Origin of the sequence: Kumtagia ephedrae (assembly GCF_003012745.1) — a bacterium.
GTDB lineage: Bacteria > Pseudomonadota > Alphaproteobacteria > Rhizobiales > Rhizobiaceae > Kumtagia > Kumtagia ephedrae.
Genome location: NZ_PXYK01000002.1, coordinates 32,841 through 51,810 on the forward strand (window position 1 = coordinate 32,841; position 18,970 = coordinate 51,810).

The window sequence follows — 18,970 nt, forward strand, 5'->3', positions numbered from 1 at the left end:
TTTTAACGGACATCGCGCTGCGCGCAACGTCCGCCGGATCAATCCGGCCTGGAGGCCTTGCCTTCGTCGAAATCGTTGATGGCGTCGATGAGCGCGTTGTTGGCGATCCGCTCGCCGGCGATCTCGCCTTCCAGCACCCCACGGCCCTTCAGCCAGTCGATGTAGGCCTGGTATTGCGAGGCGGCGCTGTACCCCCACTTTTCCTGGCCCGCCGGCAGAGCCCACAAGCGGACCACGGCAGTGAGCGTCGGCATGTTGCGCCTGATGTCTTCCTCGAGCGAGAGGCCGGTCGAGCGCGCCTGGGGGAAATGCTTGAAATACAACCGCGCAGCCTCTTCAGGGTTGTCGCGGCTGAAGATGCCGCCCATCGCGTATCCGCGCGCCACCGCCGCCAGGACATCGGGTTCTTTCTCGATGGTGGATTTGAGGGCGACGAAGCCGTTTGACGGAAAGTTCTCCATAGCGGGGTCGGCCAGCTTGCGCATCTTCAGGCCTGACGAGGCGATGGTCTCGTAGATCATGTCCCAATGGCTGATCGCCGCGATCTCGCCGCTTTCGAGAAGCGCCTGCGACTGGCTCGGCGAGCCCGAGACGACGATGCTGATGTCGGAGTCCGGATCGAGACCGGCCGCCTTGGCCATCGAGCGGGCGATCACCACCCCGACCGACGCCATGGTGAAGACGCCGATCCGCTTGCCCTTGAGGTCGGCCATCGACTTGACGTCGCTGCCCTCCGGCACCGCGACGCCGAACATGTTGCGGTTGAAGCCGGTGTAGAAATACTGCACCGCCCCGCCCTTGGACGCCATGATGGCGACGGCCTCCGGCGCGGCGAAGGCGGTCTTGACCTGGCCGGTCGTGACGTTGAGCACGCAGTCGGTGGAGCCGGCCAGCGGCACGATGGTCAGCTTGACGCCCTTTTCGGCGAACCAGCCGAACTCCATCGCCGACGCCAGCGGCGCTCCGGCCGAGATGTCGATCGCCGGATTGCACCAGCCGAGCCTGACCTCCGTTTCGTCGGCCAGGGCGGCATGGCCGGCGAGCGAAGCGACCGCGGCGACTAAAAGCGATATCAGATACTTGCCCATGATCTTGTTCCTGCCTCTGTCGAAGGTTGTTCTTTTGGTTGGATCGACGGTCTACTTGGCTTTGTCGGTCGTTCCGTCCTCCCAGAATATGACCCGCCGGCGCAGCAGGGTGATCGCGAAGGTCAGCACCACCCCGACCGCCGAAAGCACGACGATCACCGAAAACGATCCGGCCACGTCCATTGTGAAGTTCATGCTCTGCATGAGCATGCCCAGGCCGGCCTCGGCGCCGAGGAATTCGGTGACGATCGCGCCGATGAGCGCGAAGGTCACGGCGATCTCCAGCCCGGCGAAGATGAAGGCGCCGGCGGCCGGCAGCCGCAGCATGCGGAATATCTGGAAACGCGACGCGCCCATCGCCCGAAGCAGATCGGTGCGCTCGCGATCGGCTGCGTTGAGGCCGGTGATCGTGTTCACCATCACCGGGAAGAAGCAGATGATGGCGGCCGACACGACCTTCGAGGTGATGCCCAGGCCGAACCACAGCACGATCAGCGGCGCCAGCGCCACCTTGGGTATGGTCTGGAAGACCAGCACGTAGGGCTGAAGGAAGTAAGCGACGGTGCGGTTGAGGGCGATCAGCGCACCGAGGAGAAAGCCAAGCGCGGAGCCGGCGAGAAAGCCGAGCACGATCTCGACCAGCGTTACCTTCAGGTGGAAGAGATAGATGCCGGATGCGAAGCCCCGCCACAGCCCGACCACCACCGCGCTCGGCGTCGGCACGAGATAGGCCGGCACCTCGAACCAGTGGACGGACAGCTCCCACGCCGCCAGCAGCACGACGAGGAGCAGGACGGACAGGACGATGCCGACAGGTCCGCGTTCCCAGCGCCGCTCCATCAGTCCATCCCTCCGTGCGCGCCGAAATAGGACCTTATGTGCCGCACATATTCGCCGAAGGCCGGATCGGTCATGATGTCGAGCGGGCGCGGGCGCGGCAGGTCGATGTCGCATATCTCGGCGACGCGTCCCGGCCGCGGCGTCATCACCATGACGCGGTCGGCAAGAAACACCGCCTCCGGAATCGAATGGGTGATGAACAGGATGGTGTTGCGGCGCTCCAGCCACAGGCGCTGAAGCTCGACGTTCATGTGCTCGCGGGTCATGGCGTCGAGCGCGCCGAAGGGCTCGTCCATCAGCAGGATGGTCGGGTCGTTCACCAGCGCCCGTGCTATGCCGACCCGCTGCTGCATGCCGCCGGAGAGCTCGCGCGGGTAGGCGCGCTCGAAATCCGAGAGGCCGACGAGCCCGAGGAGCTGACGCGCGACCTCCAGATAGCGGGCGCGATCCAACTTCTGGACGTCAACGGGCAGCATCACGTTCTCGATGACGGTGCGCCACGGAAACAGAAGCGGCGACTGGAAGACGATGCCCACGTCGCGACGGGGCCCCGACATCGGCTCGCCGCCCACGGCGCAGGTTCCGTCCGACAGGCCGGCCAAACCCGCCACGACCCTCAGCAGCGACGACTTCCCGCACCCCGACGGACCCACGACGGCGACGAACTCGCCGCGCTCGACCGCGACCGAAATGTCCTCGAAAGCGGTCAGCGCCCCCGACACAACCGGGTATCGCTTGGTGGCCCCTCTGAGCAGCAGTGCCGGCTCGCCGCCCCGACCTGCTACGGCTTCGTTCGCCGGGATGTCCGCCACGGCCGAAGCGGCAGCACGCGTCGCGGCCGGGCCGGGCGCGCCGGCAGGGACGCTCATTGCTTGCCCGCCCCAACACGTACCGCCGCCGCCCCGGCAAGGTCGCCGGCGGCGCGATCGTTCAGGATGCCCTGGATCGTGATGCTCGAAAGGCTGATGTGATCGATCATGGCCGCCTGCGCCCGCGCCGGATCGCGATCGAGAACAGCCGCGACGACGGCTTCGTGCTGGCCGTGCGGCACCGAGATCTGGGGCGTATAGCCCTGCATAGTGTATGGCGCCGAGCTATAGGGCGCGGTCTGCATGCGCACCTGCTCCGCGATGCGGCGAAGACTGACATTGTGGGCGCCGGCGTGGATGAGCGAATGAAACTCCGCGTCCAGCTCGCGATACGTCGCCGCGTCGTCGCCGGCCACGGCGGCCGCGGCCCTTTGCATGATCTCGCGAAGCTGCAGCCTTTCGGCGTGGGTCATCCTTTCCGCGGCGTAGCGCGCGCAAAGACCTTCGATCTCGCCGAGAGCCTCGAAGGAATCGGCCAGATCCGCGTTGCTCAGCCTGCGCACCAGCGTCGGCCGACGCGGCCGCATCTCGACGAGGCCGGCGACCGCGAGCTGGTGGAGCGCCTCGCGCACGGGCGTGCGCGACACACCGAAGCGCTCGGCCAGCTCCTGCTCGTCGAGCCTGTCTCCCGGCCTCAGGGAGCCGGCCAGGATGAGATCGGCAATGCCGTTCTTGAGTCGCTCGCCCAACATGTGTTTTACCCTCTGCTCTAGGTATATGAGGTATCATTCTGGTATACAAGAATGGATTTTGGAATATTTAACCAAAGGCATGCCGGCTGCCTAACCACCGGCGCTTCGACGCGCCAGGTGGCTTCCGATTGCGCGAACCCGCAGGCGCGGGGCGGCTCGCTCGGGCAGAGACGGCGGACACGCCCGCCGGGGCAGACAAGTGGCGTCGATCGCCAGCGGGGTTGGCGACTGCTGACAGGCACGACGGCGAAAAATCCCCCTGCCGCCCGTTTCGGCAAGGGCGGAGAAACCCCCCGGCGCGCCGACGATCAGGCCGCGGCGAGGCCGGCGTCGAGCGCCTCGCCGATGGTGCGCACGTCCTTCGGCGTCAGCACCAGCGGCGGCGAGAGGATGATGTTCGATCCCGAGACGCGCAGCATCACGCCCGCTTCGTAGGCCGCATCGGCAACGGCCGTCATCACGGCCTTGCCGGCCGCCTTCCTGGTCGTCCGGTCGGAAACCAGTTCCAGGGCCGCCATCAGGCCCTTGTAGCGAACGTCGCCGACGAGAGCGTGCTTGACCTTCAGCGCCTCCAGAACCGAGGCCAGCTCCTCGCCGCGCGCGGCCGCGTTTCTCGCCAGATCGAGACGCCTGGTTTCGGCCAGCGCGGCAAGGCCGGCGGCACATCCGACCGGGTGGCCGGAATAGGTGTAGCCGTGACCGATGGCGCCGAAGCTCGTCCTGTCGGCCTCGAACACTTCGGCGACACGCCCGCCGATGAGCGTCGCGCCAAGCGGGAAATAGCCCGACGTGATCGCCTTGGCGATCGTCATCATGTCGGGCTTCACCTTGGCGATGCGCGAACCCGCCCATTCGCCGGCGCGGCCGAAACCGGTCACCACCTCGTCGGCGATCAGCAGGATGTCGTGGCGGTCGCAGATTTCGCGCACCAGGGTCATGAAGGACGGATGCGGCACGACCACGCCGCCGGCGCCGAGCACCGGCTCCATGATGAAGGCAGCGACGGTATCGGCGCCCTGGAAGGCGATCTCGTCCTCCAGAGCCCTCGCGCAGAGCCGCGCCAGCCGCTCGGGGTCGGTTTCGTCGAAGGGATTGCGGTAGGCGTAGGGCGCGGGGATGTGGAACACACCGGGCATCAGTGGCTCGTAGTTGCGGCGGAAATTGGCGTTGCCGTTGACCGACGCGCCGCCGAAATGCGTGCCGTGATAGCCCTTCTTCAGCGCCAGGAATTTCACCCGGTCGCCCTGCCCCCTGATCTTCCAGTACTGGCGCGCGAGCCGGAGGGCGGTTTCCACCGAATCCGAGCCGCCGGAGGTGAAGAAGGCGCGTGTCATGCCTTCCGGCTCGAACCACTGCGCGAGTTCCCAGGCGAGCTCGATCGACGGGCCGGTCGAGGTTCCGCGGAAGCCGGAGTAGTAGGGCAGCGCGTCGAGCTGCCTGGCGATCGCCTGCTTGATCGGGTCGCAACTGTAGCCGAGATTGACGTTCCACAGCCCGCCGACCGCATCCAGCACCGTGCGCCCGTCGACGTCGGTGACGTGGACGCCTTCGCCCTTCATGATGACGCGCGGCGGGCTGGCCTGCATCTCGGCGGGATGCGCCATCGGGTGCCAGATGTGCCGGGCATTGTTCTCGGCGAGAAAATTCGCGTCACGCATGGATGGACCTCTCGGGCATGGCGAGGGCGAGTCCGAAATGGCCCAGCGCCTCATCGAAGGATCGGAACGGATCGCGCACGTCGAACAGCACGGCGCGCATGCCGGCGGCGTCTGCGCCGGCGCTGTTGCGATGCTGGTCGTCGACGAACACGCAGTCTTCAGCCGGCAGGCCGAGCGCCTCGGCCACGGCGGCATAGGCACGCGCATCGGGCTTGAGCACCTGCGTATAGGTCGCGTCGACGATCGCCTCGAACAGCGACAGCAACGGCAGCCTGGCGCGAAAATCCGAGCCGTAGAAGAGGTCGAGCTCGTTGGAAAGGATGGCGAGGCGGATACCGGCATCGTGCGCGATGCGGATGGCGGCGGCAGCCTCGGGACGCACGACCGCTTCGGGATCGGCGCCGCGGGCACGCCGCACGAATGTCTCCATGCGCTGCCATTCCTCGCCGACGAGCCGCCCGACCTCGCGGGTGCGCGTCAGCCAGTAGTCGCGCTCGCTGATCTCGCCGGCCTGCATGGCGCGCCACAAGGGATCCGAGCCCGGCTCGAACGGACCGCGCCATTGCAGCGTGCCTGTGGGCAGGCCGAGCGCCCGTTCCGTCAGGTCGTGGGTCTCGAACAGCGTGCGCGTGACGACGCCGCCGAAATCGAGGACGAGGGCTTTCGGCGCGCTCATACCGACGCGGGCTCCACGGCGCCGGGCGCGATCACGCCGTCCGCCACCCAGGCGTCGAAGATCGCCAGCGCAGTGTCGACGAAAGCGCGGCTGTTGATGTGCTCGGCGATCTCGCGGAACAGCACTCCCTCCGGCACGCCGCGGCGCATCTCGTCGACGAAGGCGGCCAGCGCCTCGGGTTCATGCAGCGGCTCGCCTTCCCGGTCCCATTGCTGAATGCCGCCGGCCGGCAGGATGAAGGCGGTCGGCGCGCCGGCGGCGCCCAGCTTGCGGCCGATCGCCCGCGCGATCTCCCGGCGCGCCTCGCCGTCGCTGGTCACCGAGGCGAGCAGCCGGTTGTGCGCATGGTAGGGACGGTCCGCGAAGCGCTCCGGCACCGGCTGCCAGGTCGGGAAATCGACCATGTCGATGGCGCCCGGCGCGACGATCTGAGGCACGCCGCAGAGGCCCGCATTCTCCAGCCTGTCGGCGCCGGAACTGACGACGGAGCCCGACAGGTGATTGGCCAATTCCTGCAGGCTGAAGTCGAGCACGGCGGCGAAGCCGCGCTGCGCGGCGATCGCCTCCAGCGCCCGTCCACCCATGCCGGTCGTATGGAAGACCACCACCTCGTAGCCGCGCTTCTCCAGCTCCGGCTTCAGCGTCACCATGTAGGTCAGGCAGCTTTTGCCGAGCGAACTGATGGCAACCACGGGCCGCTCGCGGCCCGGCCGCTCGGCGGCGCGCGCCGCGCCGACCACCGCCCCGCAGGCCTGCGACAGCACCGCACAGCAGGTCGAGTTCAGTCCGTAGAGGCCACCCGCCCACAGGATCATCATCAGGTCTGTGGCGATGCGCTCGGGCGGCACCAGATGCGAGTAGGCGATGGTGGAGACCACGAATTTCGGCACGCCGAGCGGCAGCGCCAGCGCGACGTCCAGCGCGAGGTCGGTGCCCATGGTGCCGCCGAGCGCGACGAAGCCGTCGATTGCGCCTTCGTCGTGAAGCCGCTTCGTCAGCGCGGCGGCGCCGGCCGCCATCACGGTCATCGCGCCGTTCTCGTCGCCGAGCGCGACGATGTCGGCGATGCTCGACCCGGCGGCCTCGGCGACCGCGTGCTTGTCGTGTTCCGGCACGTATGGAGGATCGCCGAGGATGCTCACATCGAGCATGATGGGCACGCCGCCGGCCTCGCGGACCTTGGCGCGCATGAAGTCCAGCTCGTCGGCCTTGGTATCTCCGGTGCCTATGATCAGGATTCGAGGGGTCTGCTGCATGCCGCTGGCATATCTCCTCATGTCGAAGACCGGTGGCGGACCGTCTCGTAGCGCTCGCCGGTAAGTTTTTCCGTGATCTCGCGCGCCGCGGCCGCGACCGCCTCGCCCCGCTCGGCGGACGTCGCGCTGTCCGTGCGGACCAGCGGCGCGGCGACCGCCAGCGTGCCGATGGCATGTCCGTCGGCACCCAGGATCGCCGCGGCGACGCTCGCCACGCCGTCCTCGTAGCCTTGGTCGCTGACCGAATATCCACGTCCGGAAGCGGCCTCGACCTGGGCTTGCAGCAGCGCCGGGTCGGTCACCGTATGCGCCGTGAAGGCGGCGAGCGGCTGCGCCAGCGCCGAGCGCCGCACCAGCTCGCGTGCATGCGCCAGGAAGGCGATGCCCGACGCGGTCGAGTGAAGCGGCAGGAGTTCGCCGAGGTTCACGTTCACGCGGTTGGCGCGCGCCGGATGTTCGACATAGACCGTCAGCAGCGAGCCGTTGCTTGCCTCCGACAGATGGACCGTTTCCGCCGTCGAGACCGCGAGCTCGCGGATATAGGGCAGCGAGGTCTGCAGGAACGGGAACCGCGCCTCGCGGATGCGCGCCAGGCGTGTCAGGCCAGGACCCAGCCGGTAGAGGCGCGCCACCGGGTCCTGCTCGATGAAACCGTGATCGGCGAGCGAGACGAGCAGGCGCCGCGTCGTGGCCTTGTCGTAGCCGGAACGCCGCGCGATGTCGGTCAGCCCGAGCTCGGGCGTGTCGATGCTGAACAATTCCAGAAGCGAGATTGCCTTGCCGACCGTGCTCACCAGATTCCTTCCCCAAGCCTCCCGGCAACCTCCGACACAAATCAGGTTGACAGCAAGCCGGGTGATTTGCAAGTCTATATTTGAAATGATGGTTCAAATAATGAGCCAAAAAAAGAAGCTCGAACACAGCCAATGGGAGACCGCAAATGCGTAGACTGACAGGGATTCTTCTTGCCGGCGCGATGCTGGCGCTTTCAGGCGCGGGCATGGCCCTCGCCGACTATCCGGAGCGCCCGGTGACCTTCATCGTGCCCTGGCCTCCCGGCGACCTCGAGGACCAGCTCACGCGCATCATCGCCGACGAGATGACCCGGGAGACCGGCGTTCCCGCCAAGGTAATCAACCGGCCCGGCGGCGGCGGCGTCGAAGGCGCCACGGCGGTTTCCCAGTCGCAAGCCGACGGCTACACGATCGGCTCGTTCGTCATCGACGTGCCGACGATGCACATCATCCAGGGCAACGCGGGCTACGACCGCGAGACCTTCGAGCCCGTCGGTATCTTCCTGACCTATCCCTTCGCGCTGGTCGCCAAGAAGGACGCGCCCTATTCGAACCTCGCCGAACTGGCGGAGCACGCCAAGGCGAGCCCGGTGAAGCTCGGCCATTTCGGTTACGACCTCGTGCCGACGATGGAGACCTTCGCCGCGGCCAAGGCGCTGGGCTTCTCCTTTTCCAGCGACGCCGCCTTCGATTCCCTCGACTGCTCGACGCTTTCCACCGGAGACGTCGACGTGATGAACACCACGATGGCGACCGTGCTCGGCTGCCTCGGCGACGTGAAGGTCCTAGCCGCCTATACCGACCAGCCGCTTTCCATCATGCCCGACGCGCCGCTGCTGTCGGCTCAGGTCCCGGACCTGAAGATCACCCTGTGGAACGGCCTGTTCGTGCCGAAGGGCACGCCGCCGGAGATCAAGGAACGGATCGCGGCCATCGCCGAAAGGGCGATGCAGACGAGCAAGGCGCAGGACATCGCCAAGGCCACTGGAGCGGGCGTCTACTGGCAGAACGCCAGCGATGCCGCGGCCCGCATCGATGCCGACTACGCGGCCGCCGAGGCGCTGGTGAAAGCCGCCAAGGGCAACTGAGCGCCGGAGGCGCGCCGGCCGACGGCGCGTCTCTCGATCCCGGCCGGAGCGTTTGATGAGTGCACATGGCACGCCAAGCAGCGAGTTCGACATCGTCGAGGACGATTTCGACGCCGAGGTGCCGCCTCCGGCCGAGGGGCTGGCGGCCCTGGTGCTGACCCTCGTCGCGCTGGTCCTGCTGCTGCTGGCGCCCGTGGCGACACGCCTGCCGCCGGCCGGCAAGGGCTGGTACCTCGCCCCGGTCACCTGGCCGGCGCTGTGCCTCGGCATGGCCGCTGTCGCCGGCATCGTGCTCGGCCGCCGCCTGTGGACCGGCTGGCGCACGGCAACGGATCCTGCTGCCTTCCGCGGCCAGGCGATGTGGGCGTTCGGCGGGATCGGGCAGGCGCTGGAATACGGCCTCTGGTTCTGCCTCTACCTGCTCGGCGTCAGCTATCTCGGCTTCGCGATCGCCACGATCGCATTCCTGCAGTTCGTCGTCTGGCGCGCCGGGCTCAGGGGGCGAAGATGGGCGTTGACCGTCGCCGTCGCCATCATCCTCATCTTCCGCCTCGGCATCGGCCTGTGGTTTCCGCTGCCCCCCATGGTCCAGATGCTGCCCGCATGGGTCGGCAACACGTTCGGAGCCGTCCTGTGATCGACGCTTTCCTGCTCGGCCTGGAGCACATCGCGACGTGGCAGGTCATCATGGCGCTGGTGCTGGGCGCGCTGCTCGGCATCCTCGTGGGCGCCGTGCCGGGTCTCGAGCCTGCCGGCGCCATGGCCATCCTGCTGCCCTTCAGCCTGCAGCTCGAGCCGCTGCCCGGCGTGACCCTCCTGCTCGGCGCCTATGGCGGCGCCTGGTATGGCGGCGCCATCCCGGCGATCCTGATCCGCGTGCCCGGCACCCCGGTCAACGTGCTGACCACCTATGACGGATATCCGATGGCGCGCCGCGGCGAGGCGCACCGCGCGCTCTCCCTCGCCTACTCCTCGTCCTTCGTCGGCGGCACGATCTCGGTGCTGGCGCTGGTGCTGCTGGCGCCGTACCTCGCCCGGGTGGCCGAACGGTTCGGCGCGCCGGAATACGCGATGGTCTGCGTGGTGGCGCTGGTGTCGGTGCTGCTCGCCCACCAGAAACACGTCGTCGCCGCCCTGCTTTCGCTCGGCCTCGGCATGTTCCTCGGCTCGGTCGGCTTCGAGTCCCCGTTCAACACGCAGCGCTACACCTTCGGCCAGCAATGGCTGCTCGGGGGCGTGCCGATGGTGCCGGTGGTCATCGGCCTCTTCGCCATGTCGCAGGCCTTCGTCCTCCTGGGCACCGACCGTGTCCGCCAGCGACCCACCGGCCTGGAAGGCCACAGCCGCTTCCGCGGCCTGATGGAGGTGTTCCGCTATCCGCGCACGCTCGCCCGCTCCTCCGGCCTCGGCGTCGTCATGGGCCTGCTGCCGGGCGTCGGCGAATTCGGCGCGCAGTTCCTGTCCTATTCGCTCGCCCGCCGCTTCTCGAAGAAGCCCGAGGAGTTCGGCAAGGGCTCGCCGGAAGGCCTCGTCGCCTCCGAAACCTCGATCAGCGCCTGCACCTCGACGGTGCTCGTGCCCCTGCTGTCGCTGGGCATTCCCGCCGATCCGCTGATGGCGATGCTGCTCGCCGTGTTCATGATCCATAACATCATCCCCGGCCCGCAGCTCTTCGCCGAGCATCCCGACTTCATCTCGGGGCTCTACATCTCGCTGTTCCTGCTCAACGTGATCGTGCTGACGTTCCTGCTCTTCGCCACGAAGCACATCGTGCGACTTTCCAGCCTCAACCCGAAGATCATCGGCGCGACCATACTGGTGCTGGCGCTCATCGGCTCGTACACGCAGAACTATCGCCTCTCCGACGCGCTGATCGCGGTGATCTTCGCCGTGATCGGCCGCTTCATGCTGCGCAACGGCATACCGGCGTTCCCGCTGGTCATAGGCCTGGTGCTCGGCCCCATGCTGGAGGTGCGCCTGAAGCAGTCGCTGAGCCTGTCGAACGGCGATCCGAGCATTTTCCTCACGCGCCCGATCGCCGCAACGCTGCTCGGCTTCGCCATCGTCGCCATAGCACTCTTCATCGTCGCGCAACTGCGCGGCCGGCGCGCGCGCGCCGAACTCGCGCCGGAAAGCAGGTAGACCATGCGACAGGATCAGATCGACGCGCTGCGCAACCTGAGCATCGCCCCGCAGCAGCTGTTCATCGCCGGCAGGCACGAGCCGGCGAGTGCCGGGACGACGCTGGACGTAGTCTCGCCGCTCGACGGCAGCAGGCTGACCACGCTGGCCGATGCCGGCGCGGCCGACGTCGAACGCGCGATCATCGCGGCGCGCAAGGCGTTCGACACCGGCTCCTGGCCGCGCGCCGCGCCCGCTGAGCGCAAGAAGGTGCTGCACAGAATCGCCGACCTGATCGAGAAGCACGCGCTGGAACTCGCCGTGCTCGGCGTGCGCGACAACGGCACCGAGATCGCCATGGCCTACAAGGCCGAGCCCGGCAGCGCGGCCGGCACCTTCCGCTACTATGCCGAAGCGGTCGACAAGGTGCATGGCGAGATCGCGCCGACGGCCGACAACGTGCTCGGCCTCGTCCACCGCGAGCCGGTCGGCGTCGTGGCGGCCATCGTACCCTGGAACTTCCCGCTGATGATCGGCGCTTGGAAGATCGCGCCGGCGCTGGCCGCCGGCAACTGCGTGGTGCTGAAGCCGGCGGAGACGGCGTCGCTTTCGCTCCTCAGGCTGGCGGAGCTCTGCGCCGAGGCGGGCCTGCCTGAAGGCGTACTCAACGTCGTAACCGGGCGCGGCGCGGTCGCCGGCGAGGCGCTCGGCCTGCACATGGACGTCGACGTGCTGGCTTTCACCGGGTCCGGCGTCACCGGTCGCCGCCTGCTCGAATATTCCGCCCGGTCCAACCTCAAGCGCGTCTATCTCGAGCTCGGCGGCAAGTCGCCCAACATCGTGTTCGCCGACGCGCCGGATCTCGATCTCGCCGCGAAAATCTCCGCGCAGGGCATCTACCGCAATTCCGGGCAGGTCTGCGTAGCGGGCTCCCGCCTGCTGGTGGAACGCTCCATCCGCGAGGCGTTCGTGGCGAAAGTGGCGGCGATCGCGGCGCGCATGACGGTGGGCGACCCGCTCGACCTCGCCACAGAGGCAGGCGCGGTCAACAGCGCCGCGCAGCTTGAGCGCAACCTCGCCCATGTCGAGCGCGCGGCCGCCGAGGGCGCCGTGCTGGTCACCGGCGGCCGGCGCATCCTCGAGGAGACGGGCGGCTACTACATGCAGCCGACCCTGTTCGACGCGGTGCATCCCGACATGGCGCTTGCCCGCGAGGAGGTGTTCGGCCCGGTGCTTGCGGCCATTCCCTTCGACGACGAGGCCGACGCGGTGCGCATCGCCAACGCCACGTCATACGGCCTCGCCGCGGCGGTCTGGACCTCCAGCCTGTCGCGCGCCCATCGGATGGTGCGCGCGATCAAGGCGGGCGTGGTGCACGTCAACACCTATGGAGGAGCCGACATCACGGTGCCGCTCGGGGGCGTCAGGCAATCGGGCAACGGCCACGACAAGTCGCTGCACGCACTGGACAAATACACGGATCTGAAGACCGCATGGATTTCGCTCTGAATAACGACAAGGCCGCCGGGCCCGCCGCCGCGGTCGACCGGCTGATCGACGCCGAGCAGGCGCGCTTCGCTGCCACGCATCCGCGCTCGGCGGAAGCGTGGGCGCGCGGCCGCCAGCACTTCCTCTACGGCGGGCCTTCGCACTGGATGCGCCGCTGGGCCGGCGGCTTTCCGGTTTATGTCGAGAAGGCTGAGGGCTGCCACGTCCGCGACATCGACGGGCATGACTATGTCGATTTCTGCCTGGGCGACACCGGCGGCATGTGCGGCCATGCGCCGGAAGCAGTGACGCGCGCCGCCACCGAGCAGCTCCGCCGCGGCACCACGCACATGATGCCGACCGAGGACAGTCTTTGGGTCGGCGAGGAACTCGCGCGCCGCTTCGGCCTGCCTTACTGGACGCTGACCACCTCGGCCACGGACGCCAATCGCGGCGCGATCCGCATCGCCCGCATGATCACCGGCCGCGACAAGGTGCTCGTCTTTTCCGGCTGCTATCATGGCGGCATCGACGAGGCGCATGTCGAGCTGCACGAGGGCCGCATGCGCATGCGCAACATGATTCACCCGAACGGCGTGGATCATGCGCGCGTGTCGACGGTGGTGCAGTTCAACGACGTCGCCGCGCTCGAGGCGGCGCTGGCGCCGGGCGACGTCGCCTGCGTGCTCATGGAGCCGCTGATGACGAATTTCGGCATGATCCCGGTCGCCGACGGTTTTCACCAGGCCGTCCGCGCCGCCACACGCCGGACCGGCACCCTGCTCGTCATCGACGAGACGCACACGATTTCCTGCGGTCCCGGCGGATATACCCGGCTGCACGGGCTGGAGCCGGACATCTTCGTTGCCGGCAAGGCGATCGCCGGCGGCATACCGGCCGGCATCTTCGGCCTCGACGAAGCCATCGCGGCGCGGCTCTGGGACGTGGTGCCGCACGTCAACCCGCGGCAGCGCCAGTCCTCGCATTTCGGCATCGGCGGCACGCTCGCCGGCAACGCCTTGACCATCGCCACGATGCGCGCGGTACTGGAGGAGATCCTGACGCCGCGGAACTACGAGAACATGATCGCCCGCGCCGGCGAGCTGGCGGACGCGGCCCGTGCCGTTATCGCGCGCCATGCGCTGCCCTGGCACGTCACCCAGATCGGCGCGCGGGCCGAGATCATGTTCACGCCGGTGCCGCCGCGCAATGCCGCCGAGGTGGCGGCGACGCGGCGCGGTGATCTCGAGACGCTGCTCCACGCCTTCTACATGAACGAGGGCATACTGGTAACGCCGTTCCACACCATGTTCCTGATGTGCCCGGCGACGACGCCCGCGGATGTCGCCCGCCATGCCGGGGTTTTCGAGCGCTTCGCGGCGATGGCGCGCGCGCAGGGCGTGGCCTGAGCCATGGCCTTCGACCTCTCCGGGCGGGTGGCGCTGGTGACTGGCGGCGGGCGCGGCATCGGCGCAGCGATCGTCACCCGCCTCGCCGAGGCCGGCGCGCGGGTCGCAATCTGCAACCGCACGCCGGAGCCGGCGGAGGCACTGGTCACGCAACTGGGGTCGCGAGGCCTTGCCGCCTGCACGGTCGCCTGGCCGGGTACGGGCCGGGCGGCGATCCGCGGCATGGTCGACCGGCTGGCCCACGCCGAGGGCCGGCTCGATATCGTGATCCACAATGCCGGCGGCTGCCCCTGGGCCTCCATCGAGGACCTTGACGAGGACAAGCTCTCCGCGGCGCTGGACATCAATCTCGACGCCTTCGTCTGGCTGGTGCAGGCGGCTGCGCCGCACATGCGGGCGAACGGCTTCGGGCGGCTGCTGGTCACGTCCTCCGTCTCGGCGCGGGTCGCCATGGGCGGCGGCGCCCATTATTCGGCCGCCAAGGCGGGCGTGAACGCCTTCGTTCGCGGCGCCGCCTTCGAGCTCGCACGCGACGGCATCACCGTCAACGGCGTCGAGCCGGGCTTCATCGCCAAGCCGGGCCGCGGCACGCTGTCGACGCCGCAAAAGCAGGCAGCCATCGGCCGCCACATCCCCGTGGGCCGCATGGGCGAGGCCGACGACGTGGCGCACGCCATGCTTTACCTCGCCTCGCCCGAGGCCAGATACACGACCGGCCAGACCATCGTGGTCGACGGCGGCGCCACGCTGCCGGAAACCGGCTATGCGGTCGAAGACAAATGGGGCCTCGAATGACGGACCGGCTCGCGGGGCGCGTCGCGCTGATCACCGGAGCGGCGACGGGCATGGGCCGCGCCACCGCCGCGCTTTTCGCCCGCGAGGGCGCATCGGTGGTGCTGTTCGGGCTCGGCGGAGAAATGCTGGACGAGGCCGCGCGCGCGACGGGCGGTCGCGCCGTGCATGGCAGCGTCGCCGACAACGCCGACGTCGCGCGCGCTGTCGAGGCGTGCGGCGGCAGTCTGCACATCGTCGTCAACGCCGCGGGGATCATGCTGCCCGACACGCCGGAAACGCTCACCGACGAGGCGTGGGAGGCTAGCCTTTCGGTCAACCTCACCGGCGCGATGAAGGTCTGCCGCGCCGCGATGCCGCTGCTCAAGGGCCGGCCCGGCGCCGCGATCGTCAACATCGCCTCCGTCGGCGCGTTCAACGGCGGCCCGGTCAACGCCGCCTATTCGGCGAGCAAGGCGGCGCTGGTGTCCTTCACCCGCACGCTCGCCTACGCGCATGGCGCCGACGGCGTGCGCGCCAATGCGGTCGCCCCCGGCTGGGTGCGCACGCCGATGAGCGAATACGAGATGGAGGTAGCCGCACGCCAGAACGGCACCTCCGCCGAAGCCGAGTTCACGGCACTCACGCAGCGCATCGCGCTGCGCCGCGTGGCGGAACCGGCCGAGATCGCCTCATGCTGCCTGTTCCTCGCTTCGGACGAGGCCTCCTTCGTCACCGGCGCCGTGCTGATCGCCGACGGCGGCGGACGGTCGCCGACGCACAATCGCGCCGTTTGACGCGGGCCTGCTCCCTTTCCAAACGCCCAAAGCAGTCCGGCACGGCACGCCTCCATAGTGGAGGCCGCGTGCCGCTGGATTTGCTCCGGCCCCGTATCGCGTGTCAGATGGCGCGATCGTATAGACCCGCCTGCAGGACAAGGCCGCATGAAGAACCGACGGTCCGAAACCGCCAAGCCGCGAACCGGAGAAACGGCTTCCACGCCGCGACCGGCCCGCCGCTCGCTGGCCATCGAGCTGCTGCGTGCGAGAGAGGCGGTCATGAGCCATTTCCGGCCGATACTGGCCGCGCACGACGTGAGCGAGCAGCAGTGGCGAGTGATCCGCGTGCTGTCCGAGGAGGGAACCCTCGACGCCACCGAGGTGGCGGAAAAGGCCTTCATCCTGCCGCCGAGCCTGACGCGCATGATCCGCTCGCTCGAGGAACGCGGCTTCATCACCAGGCAGAAGGACGAGGCCGACGGGCGCCGCGTGCTGCTCAGGCTCGCGCCGTCCGGCCAGGCCGTCATCGACGCGGTCATGCCGCACAGCCTGCGCGCCTATGCCGAGATCGACGCGCGCTTCGGCGCCGAGCGGCGCGAACGGTTGCTGGAACTGCTCGGCGAGCTGGCCGCCCTGAAGGCCGACCGGCCGGCGTCGGAATAGGAGCTGTCGGCCTTCAGGCCAGCAGGCTCGTCCTCGCCCCGACCGCCAATCAGCAACGCCGGCAATTGGCGGAGCGGATCAGGCGAAGAACAGGCCGACCGATCCATACGGCCCGAAGTCGGCAAGGATGGTGTCGCCGTGGCGCGCTTCGATCGGACGGATGAACGATCCGGCCAGCACGATCTGGCCGGCGTCGATGCCCTCGCCGTAGCGCGCGAGCCGGTTCGCCAGCCAGGCGACGCCGCGGGCCGGCTGGTTGAGGACGCCGGCGCCGAGGCCCGTCTCCTCCACCTCGCCGTTGCGGGTGACGATCGCGCCCATCCAGCGCATGTCTACCTGGTCCGGCCGCACAGCGCGGCCGCCGGTGACGACGCCGGCATTGGCGGCATTGTCGGAAATGGTGTCGAAGATGGTGCGCGCCTTCTTCGACGCCGGGTCGACGCGCACGATGCGGGTATCGAGGATTTCCAGCGCCGGCGTGACGTAGTCCGCCGCATTGAGCACGTCGAAGACGGTGACTCCAGGACCCTTCAGCGGCGCCTTCATGATGAAGGCGATCTCGGCCTCGATGCGCGGCTGAATGAAGCGGTCGGCAGGAACCGTCGCGCCGTCCTCGAACACCATGTCGTCGAGCAGAACGCCGGAATCCGGAATATCGATGTTGAGGGCATACTGCATGGCCTTCGAGGTCAGGCCGATCTTCCAGCCGATCGGCTTGCGCCCCGCCGCCAGCTTCCGTTTCATCCAGGCCGCCTGGATCGCGTAGGCGTCGTCCATGTCGATCGCCGGATGCGCGAGCGACAGCAGGCCGATCTGCCGGCGCGTCCGTTCCGCCTCGTCGAGGTTTTGCGCCGCCGCTTCGATCTCATCCGGTTTCATCATGACGCGGCCTCGTCGGCGATGGTGTTCCGCAGGACGCCGATCCCCTCGGCCTCGACCTCGACGACGTCGCCAGGCTTCAGCCAGACCGGCGGATCGAAACGCGCGCCGGCGCCGGTCGGCGTGCCGGTGACGATCACGTCGCCCGGAACCAGCGTCGTGAAGGTCGAGACATAGCCGATGATCCGGCGGAAGGAAAAGATCATCCGGCCGGTGCGGTCGCTCTGACGCACCTCGCCGTTGACGCGGGTCTCGAGCCGGATGTCGGCGAGCTGGCTTTCGTCCGTGTAGGGAATCAGCCACGGGCCCATGGCGCCGCTGCGATCGAAATTCTTGCCCTGGGTGACGTTGAATTTCGCATGCCGCACCCAGTCGCGGATGGTGCCTTCGTTGCAGAGCGAAACGGCCGCGATGTGGTCGAGCGCGTCTGCCTCCGGAATGCGCCGGCCGCCCTTGCCGATGAAGATGACGACCTCGCCCTCGTAGTCGAGCTGGGGGCTTTCGGGAGGACGGATCAGCGGCTGCCCGTGACCGGTGAAGGATCGCGGGAAGCGGATGAACAGGGAAGGGTTGGAGGGTGCCGCCTGGCCGTCCTTGTACTCTTCATTGCGGTCGGGGAAGTTGACCCCGACGCAGATGATCTTCTCCGGCGACGGAACCGGTATCTCGAAGCGGATATCGTCCAGCGGCAGGTCCGGCGCGCGCCCCGCATTGTCCTCGGCCAGGGCGACCAGCGCGCCGTCCTCTACGACCGCGCGCAAGCTCGGCCAGCGCGCCGCGTGACGCGCGGAGAGATCGATCACGCCGCCGGCGACGGCGAGGCCATAGCCGTGCCGGCCCTGCCGGCTGAAGCTCAGGAATCTTGGACGCATGTCGTCGGCCATCCTTTCGGTCAGGGGGCGATGATCGGCTGCGCGTTCAGTTGCGCGTCGACGACATCCGTGCCGGCGAACAGGCTGCCGTGCTCGAACCAGGATTTCGGCGCCGCCGCCCCCCACAGGGTCTGGCGCTGCGGATCCTTGAGGTCCCATCGGATCGGCTCGAGGTCGGGATCGACGGTCTGGTAGTCGGAGCAGTAGATCTCGATCCGGTGACCGTCGGGGTCGAGCACGTAGAGGAAGAACGCGTTGGATATGCCGTGCCGGCCAGGACCGCGCTCGATATTGGCGAGCCAGCCCGTGGTCGACATCAGGTCGAGCAGGTCGATGATGTTGAGCGGCGTCGGCACCCAGAAGGCGGTGTGATGGAGACGCGGCCCGCGGCCATTGGTGAAGGCGATGTCGTGAACGCCGCCCTTGCGATGCGTCCAGGCCGCCCACAAGCGCTTCGTGTCCTCGTCCTCGGTGTATTCGGTCACCCGGAAGCCGATTTCGTTGAAGAACGCGACCGATTCGTCGACATTCGGCGAAAAGCAGTTGAAATGATCGATGCGCAGCGGCTTCACGCCCCTGTAGAGCGCGTATTTCTGGTGGATCGGCGGCAGACGGTCCATCTTCGAGTAGAATTCGAGGGGAATGCCGTGCGGGTCGCGGGTCCGGAAGGTGCGGGACTGGTAGGGCCGCTCGACCCACTCGACCGGCAGGCCTCTGCCTTCGAAGAAGCCGGCGGCCTTGTCGAGGTCGTCCTCGGCGAACACCTTGAAGCCGAGATCGCGGGCTTCCGCTCTGTCGCACCTCCTGAGCACGATGCAGTGATGGCCCCGCTCCTCCATGGCGCGCAGGTAGATGGCGTCGGCGGTCTCGTCGGTGACCTGGAGCCCCAGCGTGTCGACGTAGAAGGCGCGCGACCGGGCAAGGTCGGTTACGCCGAACTCGACATGGCTGAGCCGCACGATGTTGAACGGCGGATAGAGGTTCGGCTTGGGGATCGGCATCGATGTCTCCTCCTGCCCGCCGGACG

Annotated in this window: 19 protein-coding genes; 8 read left to right on the plus strand and 11 right to left on the minus strand. The window is 68.2% G+C overall.

Annotated features, from left to right (window positions below; all coding sequences use genetic code 11):
* Nucleotides 1–38: 38 nt before the first annotated feature.
* The 8 genes from C7I84_RS01915 to C7I84_RS01950 all read right to left on the minus strand — a co-directional run bounded on the left by C7I84_RS01915 (nucleotide 39) and on the right by C7I84_RS01950 (nucleotide 7,873).
* Nucleotides 39–1,088: an ABC transporter substrate-binding protein gene (locus C7I84_RS01915; protein WP_106770467.1), complete on the minus strand. Its 1,050-nt coding sequence runs from the start codon at nucleotides 1,086–1,088 to the stop codon at nucleotides 39–41.
* A gap of 51 nt (nucleotides 1,089–1,139) precedes the next feature.
* The gene (locus tag C7I84_RS01920; RefSeq protein ID WP_106770468.1) at nucleotides 1,140–1,928 is read right to left on the minus strand and encodes an ABC transporter permease; all 789 of its coding nucleotides are present in this window, start codon (nucleotides 1,926–1,928) and stop codon (nucleotides 1,140–1,142) included.
* The gene (locus C7I84_RS01925; RefSeq protein WP_106770469.1) at nucleotides 1,928–2,797 is read right to left on the minus strand and encodes an ABC transporter ATP-binding protein; all 870 of its coding nucleotides are present in this window, start codon (nucleotides 2,795–2,797) and stop codon (nucleotides 1,928–1,930) included. The genes C7I84_RS01920 and C7I84_RS01925 overlap by 1 nt, the downstream gene beginning before the upstream one ends.
* On the minus strand, nucleotides 2,794–3,489 hold the full coding sequence (locus C7I84_RS01930) for a GntR family transcriptional regulator (protein ID WP_106770470.1): 696 nt from the start codon (nucleotides 3,487–3,489) through the stop codon (nucleotides 2,794–2,796). Before C7I84_RS01930 ends, C7I84_RS01925 begins: the two co-directional genes overlap by 4 nt.
* A gap of 308 nt (nucleotides 3,490–3,797) precedes the next feature.
* A complete protein-coding gene (locus tag C7I84_RS01935) occupies nucleotides 3,798–5,147 on the minus strand; it encodes an aminotransferase class III-fold pyridoxal phosphate-dependent enzyme (protein WP_106770471.1) in 1,350 nt (449 codons plus the stop codon).
* A complete protein-coding gene (locus C7I84_RS01940) occupies nucleotides 5,140–5,823 on the minus strand; it encodes an HAD family hydrolase (protein ID WP_106770472.1) in 684 nt (227 codons plus the stop codon). Before C7I84_RS01940 ends, C7I84_RS01935 begins: the two co-directional genes overlap by 8 nt.
* Nucleotides 5,820–7,079: a Tm-1-like ATP-binding domain-containing protein gene (locus tag C7I84_RS01945; RefSeq protein WP_106770473.1), complete on the minus strand. Its 1,260-nt coding sequence runs from the start codon at nucleotides 7,077–7,079 to the stop codon at nucleotides 5,820–5,822. Before C7I84_RS01945 ends, C7I84_RS01940 begins: the two co-directional genes overlap by 4 nt.
* Before the next feature lie 17 nt (nucleotides 7,080–7,096).
* Entirely contained in the window at nucleotides 7,097–7,873 is a 777-nt protein-coding gene (locus tag C7I84_RS01950; protein WP_106770474.1) for an IclR family transcriptional regulator, read from the minus strand.
* A gap of 146 nt (nucleotides 7,874–8,019) precedes the next feature.
* Here C7I84_RS01950 and C7I84_RS01955 point away from each other — a divergent pair, with 146 nt between their 5' ends.
* From C7I84_RS01955 to hpaR, 8 genes are all read left to right on the plus strand, one after another.
* Nucleotides 8,020–8,961, plus strand: coding sequence for a tripartite tricarboxylate transporter substrate binding protein (locus C7I84_RS01955; RefSeq protein ID WP_106770475.1), 942 nt, complete (start codon nucleotides 8,020–8,022; stop codon nucleotides 8,959–8,961).
* A 55-nt stretch (nucleotides 8,962–9,016) separates the two neighbouring features.
* Nucleotides 9,017–9,598, plus strand: coding sequence for a hypothetical protein (locus C7I84_RS01960; RefSeq protein WP_106770476.1), 582 nt, complete (start codon nucleotides 9,017–9,019; stop codon nucleotides 9,596–9,598).
* Nucleotides 9,595–11,103: a tripartite tricarboxylate transporter permease gene (locus tag C7I84_RS01965; RefSeq protein WP_207770948.1), complete on the plus strand. Its 1,509-nt coding sequence runs from the start codon at nucleotides 9,595–9,597 to the stop codon at nucleotides 11,101–11,103. Before C7I84_RS01960 ends, C7I84_RS01965 begins: the two co-directional genes overlap by 4 nt.
* Before the next feature lie 3 nt (nucleotides 11,104–11,106).
* Nucleotides 11,107–12,591, plus strand: a complete 1,485-nt coding sequence (locus C7I84_RS01970) for an aldehyde dehydrogenase (RefSeq protein WP_106770477.1) — start codon at nucleotides 11,107–11,109, stop codon at nucleotides 12,589–12,591.
* Entirely contained in the window at nucleotides 12,576–13,979 is a 1,404-nt protein-coding gene (locus C7I84_RS01975) for a transaminase (protein WP_106770478.1), read from the plus strand. The genes C7I84_RS01970 and C7I84_RS01975 overlap by 16 nt, the downstream gene beginning before the upstream one ends.
* Before the next feature lie 3 nt (nucleotides 13,980–13,982).
* The gene (locus C7I84_RS01980) at nucleotides 13,983–14,774 is read left to right on the plus strand and encodes an SDR family oxidoreductase (RefSeq protein WP_106770479.1); all 792 of its coding nucleotides are present in this window, start codon (nucleotides 13,983–13,985) and stop codon (nucleotides 14,772–14,774) included.
* Nucleotides 14,771–15,547: an SDR family NAD(P)-dependent oxidoreductase gene (locus C7I84_RS01985; RefSeq protein WP_106770480.1), complete on the plus strand. Its 777-nt coding sequence runs from the start codon at nucleotides 14,771–14,773 to the stop codon at nucleotides 15,545–15,547. The genes C7I84_RS01980 and C7I84_RS01985 overlap by 4 nt, the downstream gene beginning before the upstream one ends.
* A gap of 147 nt (nucleotides 15,548–15,694) precedes the next feature.
* On the plus strand, nucleotides 15,695–16,192 hold the full coding sequence (gene hpaR / locus C7I84_RS01990) for a homoprotocatechuate degradation operon regulator HpaR (RefSeq protein ID WP_106770481.1): 498 nt from the start codon (nucleotides 15,695–15,697) through the stop codon (nucleotides 16,190–16,192).
* A 78-nt stretch (nucleotides 16,193–16,270) separates the two neighbouring features.
* On the opposite strand, the gene hpaH is transcribed toward hpaR, so the two are convergent.
* Genes hpaH through hpaD form a run of 3 tightly spaced genes read right to left on the minus strand, consistent with a single transcriptional unit; the run spans nucleotide 16,271 to nucleotide 18,944 of the window.
* Nucleotides 16,271–17,074, minus strand: a complete 804-nt coding sequence (gene hpaH, locus C7I84_RS01995) for a 2-oxo-hept-4-ene-1,7-dioate hydratase (RefSeq protein ID WP_106770482.1) — start codon at nucleotides 17,072–17,074, stop codon at nucleotides 16,271–16,273.
* Nucleotides 17,071–17,943, minus strand: a complete 873-nt coding sequence (locus C7I84_RS02000) for a fumarylacetoacetate hydrolase family protein (protein WP_106770708.1) — start codon at nucleotides 17,941–17,943, stop codon at nucleotides 17,071–17,073. Before C7I84_RS02000 ends, hpaH begins: the two co-directional genes overlap by 4 nt.
* 20 nt (nucleotides 17,944–17,963) lie before the next feature.
* Nucleotides 17,964–18,944 (minus strand): 3,4-dihydroxyphenylacetate 2,3-dioxygenase, encoded by a 981-nt coding sequence (hpaD, locus tag C7I84_RS02005; RefSeq protein ID WP_106770483.1) that lies wholly within the window; start codon nucleotides 18,942–18,944, stop codon nucleotides 17,964–17,966.
* Between the last annotated feature and the right edge of the window lie 26 nt (nucleotides 18,945–18,970).